22 protein-coding genes and 1 pseudogene are annotated in these 23,149 nt (G+C 71.6%); 11 read left to right on the top strand and 12 right to left on the bottom strand.

The annotated features are described in order from the left end of the window. The first annotated feature begins 444 nt into the window (after positions 1–444). Together ACZ63J_RS01820 and ACZ63J_RS01825 are read left to right on the top strand one after the other, a co-directional pair. Positions 445–828 (top strand): effector-associated constant component EACC1, encoded by a 384-nt coding sequence (locus ACZ63J_RS01820; protein WP_465407987.1) that lies wholly within the window; start codon positions 445–447, stop codon positions 826–828. Next, on the top strand, positions 828–2,813 hold the full coding sequence (locus ACZ63J_RS01825; RefSeq protein ID WP_465407985.1) for a caspase family protein: 1,986 nt from the start codon (positions 828–830) through the stop codon (positions 2,811–2,813). The genes ACZ63J_RS01820 and ACZ63J_RS01825 overlap by 1 nt, the downstream gene beginning before the upstream one ends. A 9-nt stretch (positions 2,814–2,822) precedes the next feature. Here the strand turns inward: ACZ63J_RS01825 and ACZ63J_RS01830 are convergent. Further along, positions 2,823–3,595: pseudogene (locus tag ACZ63J_RS01830) on the bottom strand (isocitrate lyase/PEP mutase family protein). Between the two features lie 111 nt (positions 3,596–3,706). Here ACZ63J_RS01830 and ACZ63J_RS01835 point away from each other — a divergent pair. After that, positions 3,707–4,498 carry an FkbM family methyltransferase gene (locus tag ACZ63J_RS01835; RefSeq protein WP_465408030.1) on the top strand — a complete coding sequence of 264 codons (792 nt, stop codon included), beginning with the start codon at positions 3,707–3,709 and terminating at the stop codon, positions 4,496–4,498. A gap of 3 nt (positions 4,499–4,501) precedes the next feature. Here ACZ63J_RS01835 and ACZ63J_RS01840 read toward each other — a convergent pair whose 3' ends face one another. Further along, positions 4,502–5,227 (bottom strand): SDR family NAD(P)-dependent oxidoreductase, encoded by a 726-nt coding sequence (locus ACZ63J_RS01840; protein WP_465407983.1) that lies wholly within the window; start codon positions 5,225–5,227, stop codon positions 4,502–4,504. 53 nt (positions 5,228–5,280) lie between these two features. Between ACZ63J_RS01840 and ACZ63J_RS01845 the strand changes: the two genes are divergently transcribed. The 7 genes from ACZ63J_RS01845 to ACZ63J_RS01875 are packed head-to-tail and all read left to right on the top strand — an operon-like array spanning position 5,281 to position 11,225. Beyond that, positions 5,281–5,817: a MarR family winged helix-turn-helix transcriptional regulator gene (locus ACZ63J_RS01845; protein ID WP_465407981.1), complete on the top strand. Its 537-nt coding sequence runs from the start codon at positions 5,281–5,283 to the stop codon at positions 5,815–5,817. A 40-nt stretch (positions 5,818–5,857) separates the two neighbouring features. Continuing rightward, positions 5,858–6,490, top strand: coding sequence for a helix-turn-helix domain-containing protein (locus ACZ63J_RS01850; RefSeq protein WP_465407979.1), 633 nt, complete (start codon positions 5,858–5,860; stop codon positions 6,488–6,490). 60 nt (positions 6,491–6,550) lie between these two features. Then, positions 6,551–7,702 carry an NAD(P)/FAD-dependent oxidoreductase gene (locus ACZ63J_RS01855; RefSeq protein ID WP_465407977.1) on the top strand — a complete coding sequence of 384 codons (1,152 nt, stop codon included), beginning with the start codon at positions 6,551–6,553 and terminating at the stop codon, positions 7,700–7,702. Between the two features lie 55 nt (positions 7,703–7,757). Further along, positions 7,758–8,033: a (2Fe-2S)-binding protein gene (locus ACZ63J_RS01860; RefSeq protein ID WP_465311771.1), complete on the top strand. Its 276-nt coding sequence runs from the start codon at positions 7,758–7,760 to the stop codon at positions 8,031–8,033. Then, complete coding sequence (locus tag ACZ63J_RS01865) at positions 8,030–9,316, top strand: FAD/NAD(P)-dependent oxidoreductase (protein WP_465407975.1); 1,287 nt, start codon at positions 8,030–8,032, stop codon at positions 9,314–9,316. Before ACZ63J_RS01860 ends, ACZ63J_RS01865 begins: the two co-directional genes overlap by 4 nt. Further along, positions 9,313–10,224: a dihydrodipicolinate synthase family protein gene (locus ACZ63J_RS01870; protein ID WP_465407973.1), complete on the top strand. Its 912-nt coding sequence runs from the start codon at positions 9,313–9,315 to the stop codon at positions 10,222–10,224. Before ACZ63J_RS01865 ends, ACZ63J_RS01870 begins: the two co-directional genes overlap by 4 nt. Next, positions 10,224–11,225, top strand: a complete 1,002-nt coding sequence (locus tag ACZ63J_RS01875) for a proline racemase family protein (protein ID WP_465407971.1) — start codon at positions 10,224–10,226, stop codon at positions 11,223–11,225. The genes ACZ63J_RS01870 and ACZ63J_RS01875 overlap by 1 nt, the downstream gene beginning before the upstream one ends. Here the strand turns inward: ACZ63J_RS01875 and ACZ63J_RS01880 are convergent. Both ACZ63J_RS01880 and ACZ63J_RS01885 read right to left on the bottom strand, forming a co-directional pair. Continuing rightward, a complete protein-coding gene (locus ACZ63J_RS01880) occupies positions 11,222–11,572 on the bottom strand; it encodes a darcynin family protein (protein WP_465311767.1) in 351 nt (116 codons plus the stop codon). The genes ACZ63J_RS01875 and ACZ63J_RS01880 overlap by 4 nt on opposite strands. After that, positions 11,569–12,459 (bottom strand): SDR family oxidoreductase, encoded by an 891-nt coding sequence (locus ACZ63J_RS01885; protein WP_465407969.1) that lies wholly within the window; start codon positions 12,457–12,459, stop codon positions 11,569–11,571. The genes ACZ63J_RS01880 and ACZ63J_RS01885 overlap by 4 nt, the downstream gene beginning before the upstream one ends. Before the next feature lie 133 nt (positions 12,460–12,592). On the opposite strand from ACZ63J_RS01885, the gene ACZ63J_RS01890 reads away from it, so the two are divergent. Continuing rightward, complete coding sequence (locus ACZ63J_RS01890) at positions 12,593–13,363, top strand: methyltransferase (protein ID WP_465407967.1); 771 nt, start codon at positions 12,593–12,595, stop codon at positions 13,361–13,363. On the opposite strand, the gene ACZ63J_RS01895 is transcribed toward ACZ63J_RS01890, so the two are convergent. The 8 genes from ACZ63J_RS01895 to ACZ63J_RS01930 all read right to left on the bottom strand — a co-directional run bounded on the left by ACZ63J_RS01895 (position 13,360) and on the right by ACZ63J_RS01930 (position 23,062). After that, positions 13,360–14,745 (bottom strand): family 2B encapsulin nanocompartment shell protein, encoded by a 1,386-nt coding sequence (locus ACZ63J_RS01895; protein WP_465407965.1) that lies wholly within the window; start codon positions 14,743–14,745, stop codon positions 13,360–13,362. The two genes, ACZ63J_RS01890 and ACZ63J_RS01895, sit on opposite strands and share 4 nt — an antisense overlap. A 5-nt stretch (positions 14,746–14,750) precedes the next feature. Continuing rightward, entirely contained in the window at positions 14,751–16,154 is a 1,404-nt protein-coding gene (locus ACZ63J_RS01900; protein ID WP_465407963.1) for a family 2B encapsulin nanocompartment shell protein, read from the bottom strand. Between the two features lie 39 nt (positions 16,155–16,193). Then, a complete protein-coding gene (locus ACZ63J_RS01905) occupies positions 16,194–17,309 on the bottom strand; it encodes a family 2 encapsulin nanocompartment cargo protein terpene cyclase (protein WP_465407961.1) in 1,116 nt (371 codons plus the stop codon). Between the two features lie 29 nt (positions 17,310–17,338). Further along, positions 17,339–18,190, bottom strand: a complete 852-nt coding sequence (locus ACZ63J_RS01910; RefSeq protein WP_465314551.1) for a geranyl diphosphate 2-C-methyltransferase — start codon at positions 18,188–18,190, stop codon at positions 17,339–17,341. A 241-nt stretch (positions 18,191–18,431) separates the two neighbouring features. Continuing rightward, entirely contained in the window at positions 18,432–19,979 is a 1,548-nt protein-coding gene (locus tag ACZ63J_RS01915) for a multicopper oxidase family protein (protein ID WP_465407958.1), read from the bottom strand. After that, positions 19,972–20,364, bottom strand: coding sequence for a hypothetical protein (locus ACZ63J_RS01920; protein ID WP_465407956.1), 393 nt, complete (start codon positions 20,362–20,364; stop codon positions 19,972–19,974). The genes ACZ63J_RS01915 and ACZ63J_RS01920 overlap by 8 nt, the downstream gene beginning before the upstream one ends. Before the next feature lie 75 nt (positions 20,365–20,439). Next, a complete protein-coding gene (gene ligD / locus ACZ63J_RS01925) occupies positions 20,440–22,419 on the bottom strand; it encodes a DNA ligase D (protein ID WP_465407955.1) in 1,980 nt (659 codons plus the stop codon). Positions 22,420–22,504: 85 nt separating this feature from the next. Then, a complete protein-coding gene (locus ACZ63J_RS01930) occupies positions 22,505–23,062 on the bottom strand; it encodes a TetR/AcrR family transcriptional regulator (protein ID WP_465407953.1) in 558 nt (185 codons plus the stop codon). Positions 23,063–23,149 lie beyond the last annotated feature (87 nt).

Here is a 23,149-nt window from a genome sequence, read left to right on the forward strand (position 1 = left end):
GGGACAACACGAGGGAGGGACGGGCTCCGGTGGTTTTTTTCTTTCTTTCTGGTTAGGGGGCCCGGGGGGGGGGGGGGGGGGGGCAAAAACCCCCCCCCCCCCCCCCCCCCCCCCCCCCCCCCCCCCCGAGCTGAGCTCAACCCCCCGGCGACGACGACGCAAAGCCCGAACGCGCCGACCACAATGGACTTCGAAGCCGCGAACATGCGGCCGGCCCGATGCCCAGGCCCACAACGGGAACGGCAGTGCCACCGCCGCGGGCTCCTCGGCTGCCGGCCTCCGACTGTCCACAGTGCACTCGATCGCCCCCGCCCACCAGGGCTGGGTGGCCGCCGTCCTCGACGAGGACGGCGGCCTGCGGGTCGACGTGGTGCGGCCTTGAGCGCGGCCCCTTTTCCGAACCGAGGCCGCTATGCTGGGGCGATCCAAGCCACTGGGGGAGACGTGGAGAGCAGCGCCGAACTGACTGTCGCGGCAGGCACGGAGAAGTTCGACCCGGACGATCCGCGCTGGCTCGACCAGGTTTCGACCCTGCACACCGCGTTGCGCGACGAGGTCGGTGCGGTTCGGCGGGAGGGGCGCCCGGTACCCGGCGGGAAGGGTGCGGCCGACGCCGTGATCCTTGCCCTCGGCTCGTCCGGTGCCCTCACGGCTGCCGTGGCGAGCTTCCGGGCGTGGCTCAGTCGTGACAAGACTCGCACGTTGTCGGTGACCTGGACCGGCGAGGACGGCGCCGAACACACGGTGACGGTCTCCGGCACCAACGTCGACCAGGCCTCGTTCCGCACGCTCACCGACGCCGTGAGCAGGCGCCTCGGGTCTCGCTGATGGCGGCCGACCCACACTATCGCGCACTGCTGATCGGTAACGGCCATTTCACGGGTGACACGCGTTCACTGGCGAAGCTCGAGGGGCCGGCCACCGATGTCAAGGAGCTGCGACGGGTACTGACCGACGACGAAGTCGGGCTATTCCCGCGAGAGAACGTCGTCCCACTCGTGGACAACGCGATCCAGGAGCTGCGGGAGGGACTGGACACGCTGTTCTCCACCGCCGCGCGCGATGACGTCGTCTTCGTGTACTACAGCGGTCACGGTCTGCTCGACGTGAACGGCGGCCTGTACCTGTGCGCCCGGAACACGAACGAAAGATTGTTGACAACAGCGCTCGGCGCGGCCGAAATCACCGCGATGATCGATCGGTCCGCTGCCACCACCGTGATCATCGTGCTTGACTGCTGCTACAGCGGCGCGTTCAAGTCCGTCCCGCAGATCGCGGCCGGAGTCGCCGGGCGAGGCCGCTACGTCCTCGCCAGCAGCCGCGCCACGCAACTCGCCCGTGACGCCGAAAAGAACAAGGCCAGCCCGTTCACCGAAGCGATCATCGATGTCCTCCGTCATGGCGAAGCCACGGGTCACCTCACGATCGGCGAGTTGTACACACAAGTCCACGAGCGGCTGACGCGGCGGGGCGTCATCACCCCGCAACTGAAATTCGCGGGTGAGGGGGACATCGTGATCGCCCGGCGCCCCGGCGCTCGGGAAAAGCCATCGGCACCGCTTCGGCAAGCGCAGTCGCGGTGGACGGCCGAACGTGTCCGGACCGGCGGATCGAGGTGTTTGCTGCGCGTGTCGGATGGCCACGAGGTGTACTTCGTCGAGTACCGGTCGCTGTCCGACAGTGCCGCAGTCGTTCTCAACGACGGGCGGCGCGCTTACCGCGGCATCAACCTGGTCAACTGCGAATTCACCCTCGGACGCACCGGACCTCGTGCCCGGCTGGACGTCACCTCGGAACCTGACATCCGGCTGTGGGTGGGCGATGAGGAGATCTACCGCCTCAGCACTGCACCGCGTGACGCCGAGCACCGCGCGGCCGCGATCCGCGCCGCACTTCTCGCGCACTGCGCCGAGTTCGGCACAAAAATCGACGTCGCGCCGTATTTCGTTCGCGACAACCGATCGATTCTCTCGACGGTCGGCCGCTCGGCCCGTGTCTCGTCCGAGGTGATCGGGGTGGCGGAGTTCGGGAGGAAGAAGATTGTTTTCACCGACCGGGAAGTCGTCTTGAGAAGCGAACCGGTCCCGTGCTCCATCCCGTACGACACTCTCGTGACGCTGTCGGTGCAGGGGTGGCGGGGCGAGCTCGAACTCGGCGAGCGCAAGGTCCGAGTCGAGTACGGCGGCGACGAAGCCGCCAAGATGATCAACGCGGTCAAGGCCGCCGCGGAACACCAGGAGACCGGGCTCGGTGAGCCGCCGCCGGTCCACCGGTTCAGCGGCCCGGTCCGGGCGCGCCGCCGACGCCACGACTGGGCCGAGTCCTGGGCGTTCGCCGGCGGGGTCACCGCGCTGCTCGGCGTGATCGCGACGGTCGAGAGCACGTTCCAGGGGCCTCCGAAGTCGTCTTGGGCGGGACCGTGGCAGCTGCTGGTCTCGGGCATGTTCTTCGGAGCCGCCGCGTTGCTTTTGTATTGGCTGGTCGTCGTCGTGGACAGGGAGATCTACCGCGCGGGAACCACCGTGGTTCTTCTCGGTGGCGCGTGCTACGCGGTGGTGACGAGCGCGGTGTTCACGTGGGGACCGCCGGACTGGGACTGGCTGGCGCCCCACAACGGCTGGCCCGCTTTCGAATGGAGTGTGCGGCTGGCCGGCTCGGTCGTGTTCGCCATCGGCAACACCGATCACGTCGCCTCGTTCGGAGCCGGCGCCCGCGTCCTCGGCACGCTGCTCGTCACCACCGCGGCTTGGGTCCCGATGGTCGTGTGGTGCTTGGTCCGGCGCCGCCGAACGCTGAATCGGCAGGGTGAGTGACCCCCGCCCTCAGTTGAGCTTGCGGGTGTCCGCCGGCAGGCCGCCGCCGGCGTAGACGTCCTCGGCCAGCTTGGCCAGGGCGGTCAAGGCGACGTTCTGGCTCCACGGGCCGTACGACACGCGGGAGACGCCGAGCTCCTGCGCGCGGGCCAGCGGGATCGAGCCGGGGATGCCGATCAGGTTGACCTTGCGCTCGCCCAGCGCCTCGACGAGCCGCGCGACCTGGCTCTCGTCGAGCTTGCCGGGGACGAAGAAGTTGGACGCGCCCGCGTCGAGGTACGCGCGGCCGCGGGTGAGGGCTCGGCCAGCGCCTCTTCGGGGTCGGCGACCTTGAGGAAGGCGTCGGTGCGGGCGTTGAGCACGAAGTCGACGCCCGCCGACTGCGCGGCCGCGACGGCGGCTTCGACCGCCTTCACCGCGTCGGCCAGCGGCTTCATCTGGTCTTCCAGGTTGGCGCCGACCGCGCCCGCTTCGATCGCGCGGGCGATGGTGCCGCCCGGGTCGCCGTAGCCGGCTTCGAGGTCGGCCGACACCGGCAGGTCGCCCGCCGTCCGGACGATCAGCGCGACCTCGGCGATCATCTCGTCGCGCGGGATCTTCTCGCCGTCGGGGTAGCCGCGCGAGGCGGCGATGCCGTGGCTGGGGGTCGCGAGGGCCTTCGTGCCCGGGGTTTCGGCGACGACCTTGGCGGTGATCGCGTCCCAGACGTTGACAACGAGCAGCAGCTCCGGCGCGGCGTGCAGCTCCTGCAGGAGGGTGGCCTTCTCGGCGGTGGAGGTCATGCCGCCAATCTAGGCGGACCCGCGGCGGCGCGCCGACCCCGACTTAAGTTCCGTCGGCCGCCCGGAGGCTGGACCTCGGCCGCCGGTGCTGGTAGTCCTCTGCGCGTGACCATGGACACGATCGCCCTCCACAGCATCAACCCGTGGGAAGTCTCCTTCCTCCGTGAGGAGGTCGGCGGCTACTTCGCCCACGGCGTCGAGCTCGCGCCCGGGGCGACCGTCCTGGACGTCGGGGCCAACGTCGGGGTCTTCTCGGCCGCCGTCTACGAGCGGCTCGACGGCGACGTGCGGATCTTCGCCTTCGAGCCGCTGCCGCCGCTCCACGAGACCTTGGCGCGCAACGCCCGCGACTTCTTCGGCGGCCGGCTGACCGCGCTGCCGTTCGGGCTCGCCGCGGCCGAGGACGAGCTCTCGTTCAGCTACTTCCCGGCGGCGACGATCTTCTCGTCGTCGCTGCGGGACGCGGGCAACGTCGAAGCCGAACGCAAGCGCGTCACGGCCAGCATCGTCGAGATGATCCGCCAGGGCAGCCCGGCCGCGCGCCGGGTCCCGGGCCCGGTGCTGCGCGGGCTCGTCGGCCGCAAGCTGCGGGTGATGCGCGAGCTCGAGACGCACCGGGTCCGCGTCCGCCCGCTGTCGGCGGTCCTCGACGAGCACGCCATCACCGCGATCGACCTGCTCAAGGTCGACGTCGAAGGCGCGGAGCTCGACGTGCTGCGGGGCATCGAAGACCGGCACTGGCCGCTGGTGCGCCAGGCCGTCGTCGAGGTCGAAGGCTGGGCGCGCAACCGCGACCTGGTCCGCGACGTGTTCACCGCGCGCGGCTTCACCGTCGAGGCGCAGCAGGACACCGTCCAGGAGGCGGCCGACATCGGGATGGTCTTCGCCCGCCGGGCCGGCTGAGGCTCAGCGGGTGGTGTGCGCGCCGCCGTTGACGTGCAGGGTCTGGCCGGTGATGTGGCGCGCCCCCTCGGAGGCGAGGAAGAACGTCGTTTCCGCGATGTCGCCGGGCCGTCCGGCGCGGCCGTTGTGGGTCTTGCCGATCAGGGCCGTGCGCCGCTGGTCGCTGAGCTTGCCGTGGAAGAAGTCCGTCTCGGCGATGTAGCCGGGGGAGATCAGGTTGGCGGTCAGGCCCTTCGGGCCCACCTGGGCCGAGAGCCCGGCGGTCCACGCCGCGAGCGCGGCTTTCGCGGCGCCGTAAGAACTTGCGGCGTACTCGGCGCCGATGGACCCGACGTTGACGATCGAGCCGCCCGGGCGCAGCTTGCCGAGCACGGCCGTGGTCGTGAGCACGGCGCTGAGCAGGTTGGCGTCGAGGTTCGCCCGCCACGCCGAGAGCACCTGCTCCAGACCCGACTCGGTGGTGTCCGCGGGGACGAAGTCGGTGTTGCCGCCCGCCATGTTGACCACGACGTCGAGGTCCGGGCCCAGCTCGTCCGCCAGGTGCGTGACCTGCGCGGGATCGGTGCCGTCGCACGGGATCGCGCGGACGTCGAGCTGCGCGGCGGTGCGGCCGAGGCGTTCGGTGTCGCGGCCGGTGACGACCACGGTGTCGCCGTGCGCGCGGAACCGGGCGGCCACCGCCTTGCCGAGGCCGTTGCTCCCGCCGGTGACCAGCACTGTCCGGCTCATGAAGGCCCTCCTCTGCTATGTTTAGCTCTAAACGTAGCAACGAGGGAGCGCGGATGTCCAACGACGGCTACCCGATGGACGCGATCCTGCGGTGGCCCGCGGCCGACATCGCCGCGGCCTGGCAGCGGGAGCTGCCCGGCGTGCGCACCGGGTCGATCGAGATCATCACGCCGGTCTGGCGCATCGCGAAGCTCCTCGCCGACGACCGGCGGCGCACCCTCGCCGCACTGGACATCGATTCGTCCACTTTGGACCTGCTGAGCGTGATCCGGCGCGCCGGGCCGCCGTACGAGCTCACGACGCGTGAGATCACCCACCGGACGCTGGTCACCGCGGGCGCGATCTCGCAGCGCATCACCCGCGCCGAGCAGGCGGGGCTCGTCGAACGGTCGCCGTCCGCGGCGTCGCGGCGCGCGGTCGCCGTGCGGCTCACCGACGCCGGGCACGAGCTGATCGAAACGACCGTGCGCCGGCTACTCGACCACGAAGCGGACCTGATCGCCGCGCTGACGGCGGCCGAGCACGACGCTCTCACCGGCCTGCTCGCGAAGCTGGAGGCGACGCTGAGCGGCCCCGACGTGGCATCATGACGCTGGCTTCGATCGGTAAGCCGAACGGAGGACCGGCAAGATGTACGCTTTACCGAACGGCGGGCAGAAGGTGGCAGAAGACGGCGGGCCGTCCATCCGGGACATGCTGGCGGTGAACCTGCGCGCGGCGCGGGCCGCGCGCGGGCTGTCGCTTTCGGAGCTGTCGCGGCAGTCGGGCATCGGCAAGGCGACGCTGTCGCAGCTGGAGGCCGGCACCGGGAACCCGACGATCGAGACCGTGTTCAGCCTGTCGCGGGTCCTCGAGGTGGCGATCTCCGACCTGCTCGACCACCGGCCGCGCGGCGGCCTGACCGTGGTGCGCGCCGCCGATGTCGAGGTGCTCCGCGGCGAGGGTGTCGACCTGCGGCCGCTGCGCCGGATCGAAGCCGACAACAGCGTGTTCGAGGTGTACGACCAGCTCGTCCGCGGGGATGCGCCGCAGCGCTCGCAGGGGCACGTCGGGATCGAGCACACCGTCGTGCAGACCGGCGGGCTGCGGGTCGAGGTGGCCGGACGGACCGTCGAGCTCGGGCCCGGGGACTACGTCGCCTTCGACGCCCGCGAGCCGCACAGCTACACCGCGCTCGAGGCGCCGGTGCATTCGGTCCTGCTGCTGCAGTACCGCGCGGACGAGCGGCTCGACGGCCGCCCGCACCCCGTCCTGCAGGATTGACACCCTTCCCGCCGGAGATCTACCCTCCGATCGTTCGCTATACCGAACGCTGGAGGGTCGATGAACCGAACGCGGGTGGTGGTGATCGGGGCCGGCATCGTCGGCGCGGCCTGCGCCCGGGAGCTCGGCCTGGCCGGGTTCGACGTGGTCGTCGTCGACCGTGGCCGGCCCGCGGGTGGCACCACTTCGCACGGTGAAGGGAACCTCCTCGTCTCGGACAAAGGGCCAGGAGCGGAGCTCGCGCTGGCGCAGCTGTCGGCGCGGTTGTGGCCGGAGCTGGCGGCGTCGCTCGGCGAGGAGTGCGAGTTCGACCCGAAGGGCGGCATCGTCGTCGCGACCACCGAAGCCGGGGCGGCCGCGCTGACCGCGTTCGCCGCGGCACAAGCGGCGGCGGGGGTGCGGACCGAGCCGCTGTCGGCGGCGGAGCTGGCGGCGGCCGAACCGGCGCTGACCCGCGAGGTGACGGCGGCCGTCCGTTACCCGGAGGACGCCCAGGTCCAGCCGGCCGGCGCGACGCTGGCCCTGCTGCGCGCGGCCCCGGGGGTGCGGCTGCGTCCGGAGACCGAGGTGACGGGCGCGGTGGTGACCGGCGGCCGGATCACCGGAGTCCGCGCGGCGGGCGAGGTGATCCCGGCGGACGTGGTGGTGAACGCGGCGGGCCCGTGGGCGGGGCCGGTCTCGGAGCGGCTGGGCGCACCCATCGCGGTCCGGCCCCGGCGCGGCGAGGTGCTGGTGACGACGCCGATGCCGGGAGTGGTCCGCCACAAGGTGTACGACGCGGACTACGTCGGCGCGGTCGGCTCGGACGCGGGCGAGCTGCAGACGTCGGCGGTGGTGGAGTCGACCCGGGGCGGCACGGTGCTGATCGGCTCGTCCCGCCGCCGCGTGGGCTTCGACGAGAGCCTGCACCCGGCGGCCCTGAGCGCGATCGCGGCGAAGGCGCTGCGGCTGTTCCCGGCCCTGGCGGATGCGGCGGTGATGCGGGTGTACGGCGGGTTCCGGCCGTACGTCGATGATCATCTGCCGGTGCTCGGCGAGGATCCACGGCTGGGAGGACTCTGGCATGCGACGGGGCATGAAGGCGCGGGAATCGGCTTGAGCGTGGGGACGGCGCGGTTGCTGCGGGAGATGTTGACGGGGGTGGAGCTTTCGATGCCGGTGGGGGAGTTCACGGTGAACCGCCCGGCGGTGCTGGCGGAGGCGGCGGCATGAGCATCCGCCCCTGCACCGGAGATCCGGCGGACCTCCTGCTCACCGAGGCTGCAGCATGACCATCCCCCGCATCGACATCCCGATCCACATCACCGTCGACGGCGTGCCCGTCCCCGGCATCGCGGGCCAAACCGTCGCCGGGATCCTCCTCGCCGCGGGCCGGACCTCCTGGCGCACCACCCGTTCCGGCGCGCCGCGCGGGGTCTTCTGCGGCATCGGCGCCTGTTTCGACTGCCTCCTCACCGTCAACGGCGTCCCCGACGTCCGGGCCTGCCGTCGCCGGGCCGCCGACGGGGACGACATCCGCACCCAGTCGAGGCAGGACGCATGACCCACGTCCTCGTCGTCGGCGCCGGGCCCGCCGGGCTCGCCGCCGCCGAACACGCGCTCGCCGCCGGGGCCGAAGTCACCCTTCTCGACCAGGCCGACGCCCCCGGCGGTCAGTTCCACCGGACCCTGCCCGCCGTCCGGCAGCCAGCCGGCCGGACGCCGCGCCGCCCGGTGCCCGAGCGCTGCACCTGGCTGCCCGAAACCACCGTCTGGGCCCTCGAAAACCGGAAAGTCCACGTCCTGCGCGGCGAACCCGACGGAACCGGCCGCGAAAAACTCGTCCTCGAGCCCGATGCACTCGTCCTCGCCACCGGCGCCCACGACCGCACCCTGCCCTTCCCCGGCTGGCAGCTCCCCGGTGTCTTCACCGCGGGCGCCGCCCAGGCGCTGGCCAAGGGGGACGGGGTCGCCGTCGGACGGCGGGTGCTCGTCGCCGGGGCCGGGCCCTTCCTGCTGCCCGTCGCCGAATCGCTCCTGGACGTCGGGGCCGAGGTCGCGGCCGTTCTCGAGGCCAACCGCGCCACGACCGTCCTCAAAGGATGGGGCCTCCACACCGAAAAGGCCGGCGAACTGGCCCACTACCTGGCGACGCTCGCCCGCCACCGCGTCCCGTACTGCTTCGGCCGCGTCGTCGTCGAGGCTCGCGGAGACGACCGGGTCCGCGAGGCCGTCACCGCCCGCGTCCACGCGGACTGGTCCGTGGTGCCCGGCACCGAAAGGACCTTCCAGGTCGACGCCGTCTGCGTCGGGCACGGCTTCACACCCCAACCCGAACTGGCCGTCGCCGCCGGGTGCGAGCTCGACGGTGGTTTTGTCCGCGTCCGCGACGACCAGCGCACCACCGTCGCCAACGTCTTCGCCGCCGGGGAGATCACCGGGATCGGCGGCGCGCTGAAAGCCGCGGCCGAAGGCGCGGTCGCCGGGTGCGCCGCCGCCGGGGGCACGCCGAGCCCGGAACTCCGCCACGCACGCGACCGCGCCCGCGTCTTCGCGAGCCGGCTCGCGAAGGCCCATCCGGTCGGCGCCGCCTGGCCCGGCTGGCTGCGGGACGACACGATCGTCTGCCGCTGCGAGGAAACCACCTACCGCGCCCTGAAAGACGCGGCCGACGCCGGCCCGCACGCGCTCAAGCTCGGCACCCGCGCCGGACTCGGGCCCTGCCAGGGCCGGATCTGCGGCCCCGCCGTCGCCGAGCTCCGCGGCGGCGCCGAGCGCCACCACCGTCCGATCGCCCAGCCGATCCGCCTGGGCGAGCTCGCCGACCCGAAGGAGACCCACCCATGAGCACCCGCGACCTCGGGGGTGTGGTCGTCGCGGCCGCGCTGCCCTACCGGGTCGACGACACCGCCCCGGCCGGGCTGGCCGTCGACTACGACACCTACGCCGAGCACTGCCGCTGGCTCGTCGCCAACGGCTGCCGCGGCGTCGGCCCGAACGGCTCCCTCGGCGAGTACTCCTCACTCACCGACGACGAACGCCGCCGGGTCGCCCGCACCGCGATCGAGGCCGTCGGCGCCGACGGGATCGTGGTTGTCGGTGTCCACGGGCCCGGCGCGCACCAGGCCCGGCACTGGGCCGAAGCGGCGGCCGAAGACGGCGCGCACGGGGTCCTCTGCCTCCCGCCGACGCTCTACCGCGCCAACCGCCGCGAAGTCGTCGCCCACTTCGAAGCCGTGGCGTCGGTGGGCCTGCCGGTGATGGTCTACAACAACCCCTTCGACACCAAGGTCGACCTCACGCCAGACCTTCTCGAAGAGATCGCGCAGATCGACAACGTCGTGGCCGTCAAGGAGTTCTCCGGGGACGTCCGGCGGGTGCTGGAGATCCGCGAACGCGCCCCGGAGCTGGCCGTGATCAGCGGCGCCGACGACGTCGTCCTGGAGAGCCTGCTGATGGGCGCGACCGGCTGGTTCGCCGGCTTCCCCAACGTCTTCCCGGCCGAGTCGGCGCGCCTGTTCGAGCTCGCCACCGCCGGCAAGCTCGACGAGGCCAGGGCGCTGTACGAACCGCTGGTGGCCGCGTTCCGGTGGGACTCGCGCACCGAGTTCGTCCAGGCCATCAAGCTCGGCATGGACCTGGTCGGCCGCTACGGCGGCCCGTGCCGCCCGCCGCGGGGACCGCTGTCGGACGTCCAGCGCGAACAGGTCCGCGCCGACATGGGCCGCGCGCTCGACGCGCTGGGGGTGGCGTAGTGCGGTCCTCACGCGCGATCACGGCGGTCGACTCGCACACCGAGGGCATGCCGACCCGGGTGGTGACCGGCGGGGTCGCCCCGATCCCCGGCGACACCATGGCCGAGCGCCGCCGGTACTTCATGGCGCACCTCGACCACATCCGGCAGTTCCTCATGCACGAGCCGCGCGGGCATTCGGCGATGAGCGGCGCGATCCTGCAGCCGCCGTGCCGCGACGACGCCGACTGGGGTGTCGTCTACATCGAGGTCTCCGGCTGCCTGCCGATGTGCGGCCACGGCACGATCGGCGTGGCCACCGTGCTGGTCGAGACCGGCATGGTCGAGGTGACCGAGCCGACGACCGTCGTGCGCCTGGACACCCCGGCCGGGCTCGTCCACGCCGAGGTCACGGTCCGCGACGGACACGCCGAGCGGGTCAAGCTCCGCAACGTCGCGTCCTTCCTCGCCGAGCGTGACGCTGTGGTGGACGTGCCCGGCCTCGGCGAGGTGCGTTACGACCTCGCCTACGGCGGCAACTTCTACGCCATCCTCGACCTGTCCCAAGTGGACATCCCGTTCGAACGGTCCGAAAAGGACCGGATCCTGGCCGCCGGCCTGGCGATCATGGGCGCGATCAACGAGCAGCGGCCGCCGAAGCACCCGGCCGACCCGCTCATCGGCGGCTGCAAGCACGTCCAGTTCCTCGCCCCGGGCTCGGACGCGCGCGTGTCGCGCAACGCCATGGCCATCCACCCCGGCTGGTTCGACCGGTCGCCCTGCGGCACCGGCACGTCCGCCCGGATGGCCCAGCTGCACGCGCGCGGCGAGCTGCCGCTGCACACGCCGTTCGAGAACAGCTCCTTCATCGGGACGACGTTCACCGGCGAGCTGGTCGGCGAAACGACGGTCGGCGGGGTCCCGGCGGTGGTCCCGGAGTTCTCCGGCCGGGCCTGGATCACCGGGACCGCCACCTACCTGCTCGATCCCGATGACCCGTTCCCCGCCGGTTTTGTCCTCTAGGTGGTGATGGTCGTGACGGCGTCCGTCCCGTAGGTGCGGGCGTAGCCGTTTTCGACCCCGACGAGGATTTCGGCGACTTCGAAGTACCGGTCCCAGAAGGGGGTTTCGCGCAGGGCGTCGACCAGGCGCTGGTAGGCGTCGTGGTCGACGGCCTCCCAGACCCAGACGTCGGTCACGCGCGCCGAGTAGAACTCGGTGTCGTAGAAGCGCGACCGGACGCCCTCCGTCTTTTCCTCGACCACCGGGACGACCTCGGTGCGGAAGGCCTCGATCCGCTGCTCGACGGTCAGGGCCAGCCACTCGGGTGTCGTCTTGACCAGCATGAACGCCGTCACGGTCGCCTTCACGCGTATGCACCCGCTTTGATGTCCTCGACCAGCGTCGGCCCGGTCGGTGTCCAGCCGAGCAGCTCCCGGGTGACCGCGCTCGACGCGGCCATGTCGGTCGCGAAGAACCGGCCGACAAACCCGAAGTGCTCCGCGGCTCGCTCCGGCTCGACGGACACCACCGGCAGGTCGAGCGTGTGCCCGACCGCTTCGGCGATCTCGCGCGTCGTCACGGCTTCCTCGGCGACGGCGTGCAGCCGCGACCCCGCAGGCGCGCTTTCCAGGCCGAGCCGGACGAGCCGGGCCGCGGCCGGGCGGTGGACCGCGGACCACGCCGTGGCGCCGTCGCCGGGGTAGGCGGACACGCCGTGCTTGCGGGCCGCCGCGGTGATGGCCGCCAGGAACCCGTGGTCGCCGGCCCCGTGCACCGACGGCGCAAACCGCACGCTGACCACCCGGACACCCTTGGCCACGTACTCGAGCGCGAGGTTCTCCCCACCGCCGCGCATCGAGTCCGGGCCGACGGCGGGGGAGACGTCGGACTCGAGCGCGGGCCGGCCCTGGACCAGGCCCGCGAGCGCGCCGGCGAACAGGAACGGCCGGTCGGTGCCGGCGAGCGCGCCGGCCATCGTCTCGATCGCGGCCCGCTCGGTGCGGTTGTTCTCCGCGGGGTTGGCCCAGTCGTGCTTGTTGCCGAGGTGGATCACGGCGTGGGCGTCGAGCGCGCCGTCGCGGAGGCCGTCGAGGTCGTCGAGGTCGCCGCGGCGGACCCGCGCGCCCTTCTTGCCGAGGGCCAGCGCGGCGTCGTCCGAGCGGGCGAGGCCGGTGACCTCGTGCCCGGCGCCGAGCAGCTCGTTGACGACGGCCGTGCCGATCCACCCCGTCGCTCCGGTGACGAACACGTGCATGTCTTGCTCCTTCTTCGGGGAACTCGGGACAAGTCCGAAGTTAGGAGCTGCGACGGTGTTCATGCCACGCAATTTTGGCAATAGATGATTGCGTTGGGCGCAAATCGGAGCGTGTGAACGGTAGTTTGGTGCGGTGAGCGAGGACACCTGGGCCGCCCTGGCCGGCCAGTTCGCCGACGGCGCCTACGCGACGGTGAAGGGGCGCGTGCGCACGTACGTGCTGCACCGCCAGCTGCTGGAGCATCTGCCGCCACCACCGGCGACGGTGCTCGACGTCGGCGGCGGCGCCGGTCACCAGTCGTTCCCGCTGGCCGGTGCCGGGTACGACGTGACGCTCCTCGACCCGTCCGAGGCGATGCTGGACAAGGCTCGCGAGCGGCTGACCGACACCATCCGTCCGAGAGTGACGTTTGTGCACGCTTCGGGCGAGAACGCCGAGGAAGCCGTGCAGGGGAGGCACTTCGACGCGGTGTTGTGCCACGGGGTGCTCGGGTACCTCGACCGGCCGGAGCCGCTCGTCGAGCAGCTCTGCCGGTGCGCCGCTCCCGGCGGCCTGGTCTCGATCATGACGGGCAACGCCCACACGATGGCCGTGCGGCCGGCGCTGGAACAGCGGTGGGACGACGCCCTGGCGGCGTTCGACCGCACCACCGAGATCGGCGTGCTGGGGGTGCCGACCCGCGCCGACACGGTCGAGGAACTGAGCGAGATCCTGCGAAGCCGGGGTGTGGAACCGCTGGACTGGTACGGAGTCTGGCTGTTCGTCGACTGGCTCGGGTTCGGTGGCACCGAACCCGAGCCCGCGGACGCGGAGCGGGTGGCGGCGGTCGAGTTCGAAGCCGGCCGCCGCGACCCTTACCGCGCGCTCAGCCGTGTGTTCCACCTCCTGGGGCGCAAGGGTTAGCGCCCGATTTCGACGTCGTCGAGCACGCCGAGCGCGTCCGGGACCAGGACGGCCGCGGAGTGATACGCGCTGACCAGATACGAGGTCACCGCGCGGTCGTTGATGCCCATGAACCGGACGTTGAGCCCGGGTTGGTATTCGTCGGGCAGGTCTTTGGGGCGGAGGCCGATGACGCCGGCGTCGTCTTCGCCGACGCGCATGGCCAGGATCGAGGTTGTCCCGGTGTCGGTGACGGGGATTTTGTCGCAGGGCAGGATCGGGACGCCGCGCCAGGCCATCACGCGTTTCCCGTCGAGCAGGGCGGTGTCGGGGTAGACGCGGGTGGCGGTGCATTCCCGCCCGAACGCGGCGATCGCGCGCGGATGGGCGAGGAAGAACTTGGTTTTGCGGCGTCGGCAGAGCAGGTCGTCGAGGTCGAGGGGGGTGGGTGGGCCGGTGCGGGTGGTGAGGCGGTGTTTGAGGTCGACGTTGTGCAGGAGCCCGAAGTCGGTGTTGTTGACCAGTTCGTGTTCTTGCCGTTCCCGCAACGCTTCCACGGTCAGCCGCAGTTGTTGTTCGAGCTGGTTCATGGGCTGGTTGTAGAGGTCGGTGACGCGGTTGTGCACGCGCAGCACGGTTTGGGCGACGGCGAGGTCGTATTCGCGGGGTGAGGGGTCGTAGTCGACGTAGGTGCCGGAGAGGATCGGTTCGCCGTCGTGGCCGGCGGAGAGGTCGATGTTGGCTTCGCCTTTGGGGTTCTGCGGTTTCCGTGGCCGTCTGATCGCTTCGGCGACGTGGGCGCGCAGGGATTCGGAGCGGCCGTTGAGGCGGGCGTAGGTGGTGGCGGGCAGGACGAGGGCGATGACGCGGGTGGCGGCGCGGGCGGTGAACGCCCAGGTGGTGTTGTCGCGGGCGAGCAGTTCGGCGCCGAGGTGGTCGCCGTCGGTGGCGGTGCCGAGCGTGGTTTCGTCGCCGTATTCGCCGCGGCCGTGGCGGGTGACTTTGCCGTGGGCGATGAGAATCAGCGTGTCGAGCGGTTCGCCGGCGGTGAGTAGGGTGGCGCCGGGTTCGTACTCACGTTGTTCGAAAGCGTCCGCCAAGGCGGCCAGGGCTTGTTCGTCGCCGAAGCCGCGCAGGAGTTCGAGTTCGGTGAGTTCGGCGGGTACGACCTGGACTCGGGAGCCGGTGGTGAAGAAGCTGACTTTGCCGTCGCCGATGGTGTAGGTGAGGCGGCGGTTGACGCGGTAGGAGCCGGCGGGGACGTCGACCCAGGGCAGCTGGGAGAGCAGCCAGCGGGTGGTGATGCCGCGCATCTGCGGCAGGGTTTTGGTTGTCGTCGTGAGGGTCCGTGCGGCTGTGACGCTCAGCGACAGCTGCACGGACGCCTCTTCGGTGACCGTCACGGGTCTCAGCTCTCCCGGCCGATTTCGGCGCTTTCCAGCACCGCCAACGCATCCGGCACCAGCACCGCCGCCGAATAGTACGCCGACACCAGATACGAGATGATCGCCTGCTCACTCACACCCATGAACCGCACGTTCAACCCCGGCTGGTACTCATCCGGCAACCCCGTCTGATGCAACCCCACCACACCCTGGGCCTGCTCCCCGGTCCGCATCAGCAACACCGAACTGGTCCGGGTCTCGGTCACCGGGATCTTGTTGCACGGCAGGATCGGCACCCCCCGCCACGCCGGGACCTGGTGCCCGCCCAGGTCCACCGCGTCCGGATACACCCCGGCCTTGGTGCATTCCCGCCCGAACGCCGCGATCGTCTTCGGGTGCGCCAGGAAGAACCCGGGGTCCTTCCACACCAAAGCGAGCAGCTCGTCGAAGTCGTCGGGGGTCGGTGGCCCGGTCCGGGTCGGGATCCGCTGGGCGAAGTCGGCGTTGTGCAGCAACCCGAAGTCGGTGTTGTTGACCAGCTCGTGTTCCTGCCGCTCCCGCAACGCCTCCACCGTCAGCCGGAGTTGTTGCTCGATCTGGTTCATCGGCTGGTTGTAGAGGTCCGCGACCCGGGAATGGACCCGCAGCACCGTCTGGGCGACCGAGAGTTCGTATTCGCGGGGGGAGGCTTCGTAGTCGACGAAGGTGCCGGGCAGGGTCGGTTCCCCGTCGTGGCCGGCGGCCAGGGAGATCTCGGCTTCGCCGTGGTCGTTGCGGGCACTGGCCCCACCCGCAACGTAGGCGTCCAGATGCGCCTGCAGGGTCTCGGAGCGGGAGAGGACGTCGTCGAACACCTGCCGGGGGAGGGACAGGACGGTGCAGGTGGTGACGGCTTTGGCGGTGAACTCCCAGATCCCGTCGGTGCGGACCAGGGTGGTGTCGCCGAAGTAGTCGCCGTCGGCGAGGGTGCCCAGGACGGTCTGGTCGCCGTAGGCGCCGGTGCCGACCTTGGTGATCTTGCCGTGGGCGATGAGGAACACCTGCTCGGCCGGGGACCCGAACTCGACCAGGGCGTCGCCGGGCAGGTATTCGTGCTGGGTGAAGCGGGAGGCGAGTTCGGTGAGGACCTCTTCGTCGTCGTAGCCGCGTAGCGGGGCGAGCTCGCCGAGTTCGGGTGGGATGACGCGGACGTCGGCGCCGGTGGTGGTGAAGGTGACGCGGCCGTCGCCGACGGAGTAGGACAGGCGGCGGTTGACGCGGTAGGCGCCGCCGGAGACCTCGACCCAGTTCAGCAGTTTGAGCAGCCAGCGGGAGGAGATGCCCTGCATCTGCGGGACCGACTTGGTCGTGGTGGCCAGGGTGCGGGCCGCGGCCCGTCCGAGGCTCAACGGCGCCTGTTCGGTCTCCACCGGGTCGGTGACAGTCACAGCGAGAACCACCCAATCAGTTGCTTCGGTCGGAACGGGTCACTGGTAACGGGGATTGGTGGCGTGCCAGGTGAAGCCGCCGCCCATCCAGGAACGCACACCCACGAGGAACCGCTGCAGCTCCGGCGACGGGACGGCCATCAGCTCCCGATGGCCGTCCTCGAACTCGTGGACGATCTTGTTGTGCAGCTCGACGGTCGCCTCGACCGCCTCTTCGACCGGGCAGCCCCGGTCCGCGGCGATCTGCAGGACCATGTTGCAGACCGGCTTCTCGTCGGCGGCGTCCTTCGCCACCGAATGCAGGTCGTTGACCAGCACCGACGCCGTCCCGGCCCGCATCATCGCCTCCCGCACACGCGGGTCGTAGTAGAACGGCGCGGCCAGCTCGTACCCGCCGACAGCGTCGACGAGCGTCATCGAGGTGTAGAAGCTGTCGTGCTGGCGGGCCGCCAGGTACTCCCACGCGGGCGGGTAACGGCCGGTGTGGCGCCACGCCGCGTAGGCGTCCCAGCTGACGAACATCGAGAACGTCGCGTAGCAGACCCGCTGCACCAGCACGGGGGAGCCGTGCCGGCCCAGGTGCCCGACCGCCGAGTGGAGCCCGACGAGGATCGGGTCCGCCCGCAGGGCTTCGTCGAGGGGCGCCGAGAACTCCCCGGCAGGCGCGACGGGGTCCATGGCCGCCATGACGAGCGCCAGGCGAGGCGGCAGTTCGGTCGGCGCCGCGCCCAGCGTGCTGTCGTCGGCGTAGTAGTCGTCGGCCGCCCACCAGACCGCGTTCAGCTGCGCGGCGACGAGCAGGCGGTCGGGGTCGTCGCAGTCGGGGTGGGCGAGCATCACCAGCCGGCCGAACCCGGCGCCGGCGATCTGGTCCAGGCCCGCCCCCGTGAAGCCGCAGTCCGCGGCCCACGCGACCAGCCGCCGGTCGACCTCGGCGGCGAGACCGTCGTCGACGCGGCCCACCACCGGGCAGTACAGCGGCGACGCGCTGCCGTCACCCCACGGCAGGTACGCGTACGCCGGATCCTGCCCGGGCGCCGGCGCGAACTGCGTCGCGATCCGCGCCGCCGACGTCCCGAGGCCGAACGGTCCCGCCAGCAGCCCCGCGGCCCCGCCGGTGGTCCACTGTGGACACGCGGGTGCGGTTCCGGTCATGGTCGTCTCCCTCGTGACCGCCCCCTGCCTCAGACGCGGTCGGCGGCGATGAGCAGGTAGTGGAAGCTGCCTTCGCGGTAGGCGGTCAGGAACGGCTTCTCGACGCCGGTGGCGACCGAGGACCGCTCCCGCAGCTCCCAGTACGGGATCGTGGCCGCCGTCAGGTCGACGACGTTGATCGGGACGAAACCGTTGTCGGACAACGCCTTGAAGTAGTCGCCGCGGGCGTGGATGTTGCAGATGTAGTGCTGGTCGATCTGGCTCACCGCGCGCGACCGGCCGCCGGTGACGTCGTTGTAGCACCCGGTGATGGTCACGTACCGGCCGCCCGGCTTGAGCTGCCGCGCGTGCTCGGCGAACAGCTCGTGCAGGTCGACGTACATCGTGCTCTCGTTGTTCCAGATGCCCTGGAAGATCCCGGACTCGAAGCCGGTGTCGAGCATGTTGCGCAGGTGGTAGCGCACCGAGCCGTCGATCCCGCGCTGCCGGACGTGCTCGTTCGCGAACCGCACCTGCTGCTCGGAGATGGAGATCCCGTCGACCTGGCAGCCGAAGCGCTGGTGGGCCATCACGCTCGAGCCGCCGCGGCCGCAGCCGGCGTCGAGCAGCCGGTCCGAGGGCGCGACCCGGCCCAGGTGGTCGAGCAGGACGTCGGCCTGCGCCGTTTCGAGCCGGTGCATCTCCGCGATGATCGCCTGGTCGCGCGTGGCCTCCGGCGCCTCGAGCACGGCCGGGTCGTAGTCGCCGAGCCCGTAGTGGTGGTGGTAGAGACCGTCGACGTCGCCCAGCCGGAGGTTCACCGGATCCTTTTCCGCGTTCCAGTAGTCGGCGACCGACTGCTGGTACGCGGTGCGGGTCACGGGCTGGTCGGTAGCGGTCATCAGCGAGCTCCTCGTCCTTTTCCTTGGCAGGCAAGGGGATCGCCGGGCACCCCGGTGTCGTCCCCTCGCCGTCGACGCTAGCGAGGAGTGTTTCCGCTGGACAAGGAGCTTCACTCGCGCTCCGCGGGCCTTGCCCGTCTGGCCCAGCGGCGACCGTGCGCGCGGTGGTCCGTCACCCGCACCGGCCCCACGATCGGGATCGTCCGCACCCCGGACGGGGGATGGCCCGCGACAGCCGGTGTCAGGTGACTTCGAGGTTCGCCATCATGCCCATGTCTTCGTGTTCGGCGTTGTGGCAGTGGAAGAGATAACGCCCGCGGTACCCGTCGAACCGCGTGACGATCTCCGCCGCTTCCCCGGGCCGCAGCGAGATCGTGTCCTTGAGCCCCGCGTCGTGCGGCAGCGGCGCCCGCCCGCCGCGGGACCGGATCCGGAACCCGGCCAGGTGCAGGTGGACCGGGTGGTGGACGTCGGCGACCAGCCGCCACACCTCGACGTCGCCGAGCCGGACGGTGACGTCCGTGCGGGCCGGGTCGAACGGGCGCCCGCCGATCAGCCACCCGTGGCTCCCGTCGGCGAGCTGCCCGGCGCGGAAGGAGAACTCCCGCGTGCGCGCCGGCCGGTCCCAGGACGGCAGGTCCGTCGACAGGACCGCAGGAACCCGGCTGTCGTCGCGGGCGGCGCGCGCGACGACGAAGGCCATCACCTCGGCGGTGCGCCCGGACCCGAGCCGATTGAGGAGCCGGACGCGGCCGCCGGCCGGGATCCCGGCGAAGTCGACGACCAGGTCGTACCGTTCGGCCGGCGCGATCGGCAGCGAGGAGTGGGTGACGGGCGCGGCGAGCAGCCCCTGGTCGGCGCCGACCTGGACGAGCGCGAGCCGGCGGCCGTCGTCGGTGACCGCTTCGAGGTCGTAGTGGCGGGCGTTGGACGCGTTGAGGACCCGCAGCCGGTACCGGGACGCGTCGACCTCGTGCACCGGCCATGGGGCACCGTTGACCAGGATGACGTCACCGAGCACGCCGCCCAGGAAGCTCTCCCGCACGCCGGGCCGCTCCCGCAGCGTGGCGTCCACCGAGGGGTAGTCGAGCGTGCCGTCGGCGGCGAAGGCGCGGTCGGTGATCATCAGCGGCAGCTCGCGTGCCCCCGCGGGCAGGCCGAGCGCGTCCTCGGCGTCGTCGCGGACGATGTGCAGCCCGGCGAGGCCGCGCCAGAGCGCGGGAGCGGTGAAGTCCATCCGGTGGTCGTGGTACCAGAGCAGCGCCGGGCGCTGGTCCAGCGGGAAGGTGTAGTCGCGGGTCCGGGTGGTGGTGACCGCCCGCGGATCGGGCATCGTGTGATGGCTCGTCCAGCCGGCGGGCAGCACGAGGTCGGTCGGGTAACCGTCGGACTCCGCCGGCGTCCGCCCGCCGTGCAGGTGCACCACGGTCGGCACGGGCAGTTCGTTGTGGTGCGTCACGGTGATCGGGCGGCCGCGGCGCGACTCGATCGTCGGCCCCGGGAAGGTGCCGTCGTAGGTCCACAGCGGTGTCCGGATCCCGGGCAGGACCTCGGCTTCCGCGACGCGCTGGGTGATCTCGTAACGGCCGGGGCTGGTCGGCTTCAGCACGGCGGGAACCGGCAGCGGCACCTGGAACGCGGGTGGCAGCGGCACGGCGCTGCGCAGCTCGGCGCCGGTGACGGGCGGCCGCCGGGCCAGCGCGGCAGCCGTCGAAAACCCGGTGACCGCCAGCACTCCGAAGGCGCCGCCGAGGCCGAGAACCTGGCGGCGGGTGAGTCCGTCACGCATCGGCGGCCTCCCGCGCGAGCGGCCGCCGCCACACGGCGACGGTCAGCACGACGAGGGCCGCGATGGTCGTGACCCCGAGCGGGAGGTGCAGCCACAGCGCGCCGTCCAGCCCGGCGAAGTACTGGACCGTCTCGGCCGCCACGAGCGGCACGGTGGTGAGGAACGGCCAGGCCCGCCGAAGCCGGGCCCAGACGACGATCGTGACGACCAGCTGGACGTAGGCGAGCGACGAAACGACGTCCGCGCCGATCGTGTGCAGCCGCAGGCCGTCGTAGTCCCCGCTCAGGTACACCCCGGCGAACACCGGCTGCCCGGCGATCACCACGACGTGCGCCGCGGCCACCGCCCGCAGCACCCACCCGGCGGGGCTCGTCCTCGCTGTCACGCGTCCTCCTCGGTCGGCCTCTTTCGAAGCTATGACCGGGAAGTCGCGGTGTCGAAGATCAAAAGTGGTATGCCGTCATGCCCCGGAAGGCATGGCGCCGCGGCTCTGGTCGAGCCCGGCCAGCAGGTCACCGAGCTCGCCGACGCGGTCGAGGACCTCGTCCGCGGTGAACGTCAGGTGCAGCACGTGGCGGCAGGCGCGGACCTCGTCCCACGTGATCGGCGTCGACACCGTCGGGTGGTCGCGCCCGCGGAGTGAGTACGGCGCGACGGTCGTCTTGGCCGGGTTGTTCTGGCTCCAGTCGATGAACACCCGGCCGCTCCGCTGCGCCTTGGCCATCACCGCGGTGACCGTCTCGGGCGTCTCCCGCGCCAGCCGCTGAGCGAGCTTCTTCGCGTACGCGGACGGCGCCGCGGGGTCGTCGGTGCGGATGCCGCAGTACAGCTGCATTCCCTTGGAGCCGGAGGTTTTCGCGTACGGCGTGAGCCCGTCCGCGACGAGGACGTCGTGCAGCCGTTCGGCGACGCGGGCGCAGTCGACGATCGTCGTGCCCGGGCCGGGGTCGAGGTCGAAAACCAGGCGGTCCGGCGGCTGCTTTTCGGAGCCGACGACCGTCCATTGTGGAACGTGGAGTTCGAGCGCCGCCATGTTCGCCGCCCACACCAGCGCCGGCAGCTCCTCCAGCAGCGGGTAGTCGATCGTGCCGCCGCTGCCGCGGGAGCCGGTGCTCGGCAGGCGCACCGTGCGCAGCCACCCCGGCGCGCCGTTCGGGACGTTCTTCTCGAACCACTTCTCACCGCCGACACCGTGGGGGTAGCGGATGAACGTCACCGGCCGCCCGGCGAGGTGCGGCAGCAGGACGGGCGCGACGCGGGAGTAGTAGTTGATCACCTCGCCCTTGGTGTACCCGTCCGCGGGGTAGAGCACCTTGTCCAAATTGGACAGCGTCAGCCGGCGGTTGCCCGCCTGCACGGTGATCCGCTGCCCGACCGGCTCGGGCGGTGGGGGTGGCGGGTCGGCGACGGGGACCGCCCGCGGCGCGAGGACGTCGTCGGGCTTCTTGTCGGCCCGCAGGCCGCGCCAGGCGGTGTGGCGCACGCGCCCGGCGCGGGTGAACTGCCGGAAGACGATCTCCCCGACCAGCCGCGGCTCGACCCACCGGGCGCGGACGGTGTCTTCGCGCGGCGGTGTCGTGACGAACGGGTGGGTCCGGCGTTCGAGGGGTGTCAGCCGCTCGACGAGGTCGGCGCGCGCGGCCTGGGAGAAGCCGGTGCCGACGTCGCCGATGTAGACGAGGTCGCCGGAGTCCGGGTCGTGCGCGCCGAGCAGCAGGCCGCCGAGCGTGCCGGTGAAGCTGCGCTGGCCGGGCCGCCAGCCGCAGACGATGACCTCCTGCGTCCGGATCAGCGGGTGCTTGAGCCAGGAGTCCGGCCGCTGCCCGGGCACGTAGGCGGAGTTGCGCAGTTTGGCGACGACCCCTTCGTAGCCGGCGGACGCGGCGTGGGCCAGGAAGTCGGCGGGGGTGCGGCGGTCGGCGTCGAGCTCGTCGAAGGTCACCGCGCGGACGACGGACACGCGGTACGGATCGGGCATCGGCAGGCTTTCCAGCAGCTTGCGGCGCTCGTCGTAGGGCGCCTTGAGCAGGTCGCAGTCGCCGAGCCGGAGCAGGTCGAAGGCGAGGAACCGGACGGGGAGGTCGTCGAACGGCTTGGCCACGGTGGCGCTCTGGTGCCGGACGTACCGGCCACGGCGTTCCTGCATGAGCTCGAAGTCGATCCGGCCGTCTTCGCCGTAGACGACGACTTCGCCGTCGAGGTAGGCGGCCTGGCCGTCGAGCGCGGGGGCGAGGACACCGGCGAGGTCGGCGAACTCGGCGGTGAAGTCGATGTTGTTGCGGCTGGTGAGCACGGTCGTGCCGGCCGGGCCGATGCGCATGGCCGCGCGGTAGCCGTCCAGTTTGTACTCGTAGGCCCACTCCGGGCCGCTGCGCAGCCGGCCGCCGTCGGCCTTGGCCAGCATCGGCTCGACCCAGGCCGGGACTTCGTGCTCAGCCATGCGCGACCTCCTCCGCGCCCAAGGTAACCCGTTCGGCCTAGTTTTGCCGGGTTCACGCAGGTCGGAAGGCTTGATGCCCGCTGACTCAGGCGGGAAGCAGGTCCTCCACCGCCCGGTGCAGCGTCGCGCGCACCGTTTCCGCGTCGTCCAGCTCGCCGCCGTGCAAAGCGCCGTCCCGCAACAGGACCAGCACGCGGGCCGCGTGGTCGGGGTCCGGGTGACCCGCGGCCGCCGCCCGGTCGCGGAGCACGCCGAAGAACCACGTGCGGTGGTCGTCGATCACCTGGCGGACCTGGTGGTCCGGGTCGGGGAACTCCGCCGCCGCGTTGAGGAACTGGCAGCCGCGGAAGTCTTCTCCGCACGTCGCGTCGCCGACGACGCCCAGTGTCGCGGCCAGCGCCTCCCGCGGCGGCTTGCCCGCGCTCACCGCCTCGACCGCCGCGCGGATCTGGCGGCTCGTCGTCGTCAGGTAGGCCGCCACCAGGTCGTCCTTGGTCGGGTAGTGCCGGTAGAACGTCGCCCGCGTGACCGACGCCTCCGAGACCAGGCGCTCGACTCCCACCGCGTGGATGCCTTCGGCGTAGAACAGCCGGGACGCGGTCGCGAGCAGCCGGTCCTTCGGGTGCACCTCGCCGGACTTCATCCCGCGAGCATAGAGAAAGACTGATCGTTCTGCCAGATCGGCTTCGTCACATTGCGCTCCAGGGGTCGGCGCGCCAGAGTAGCTGAC

This window comes from Amycolatopsis sp. NPDC104863 (genome assembly GCF_055582965.1).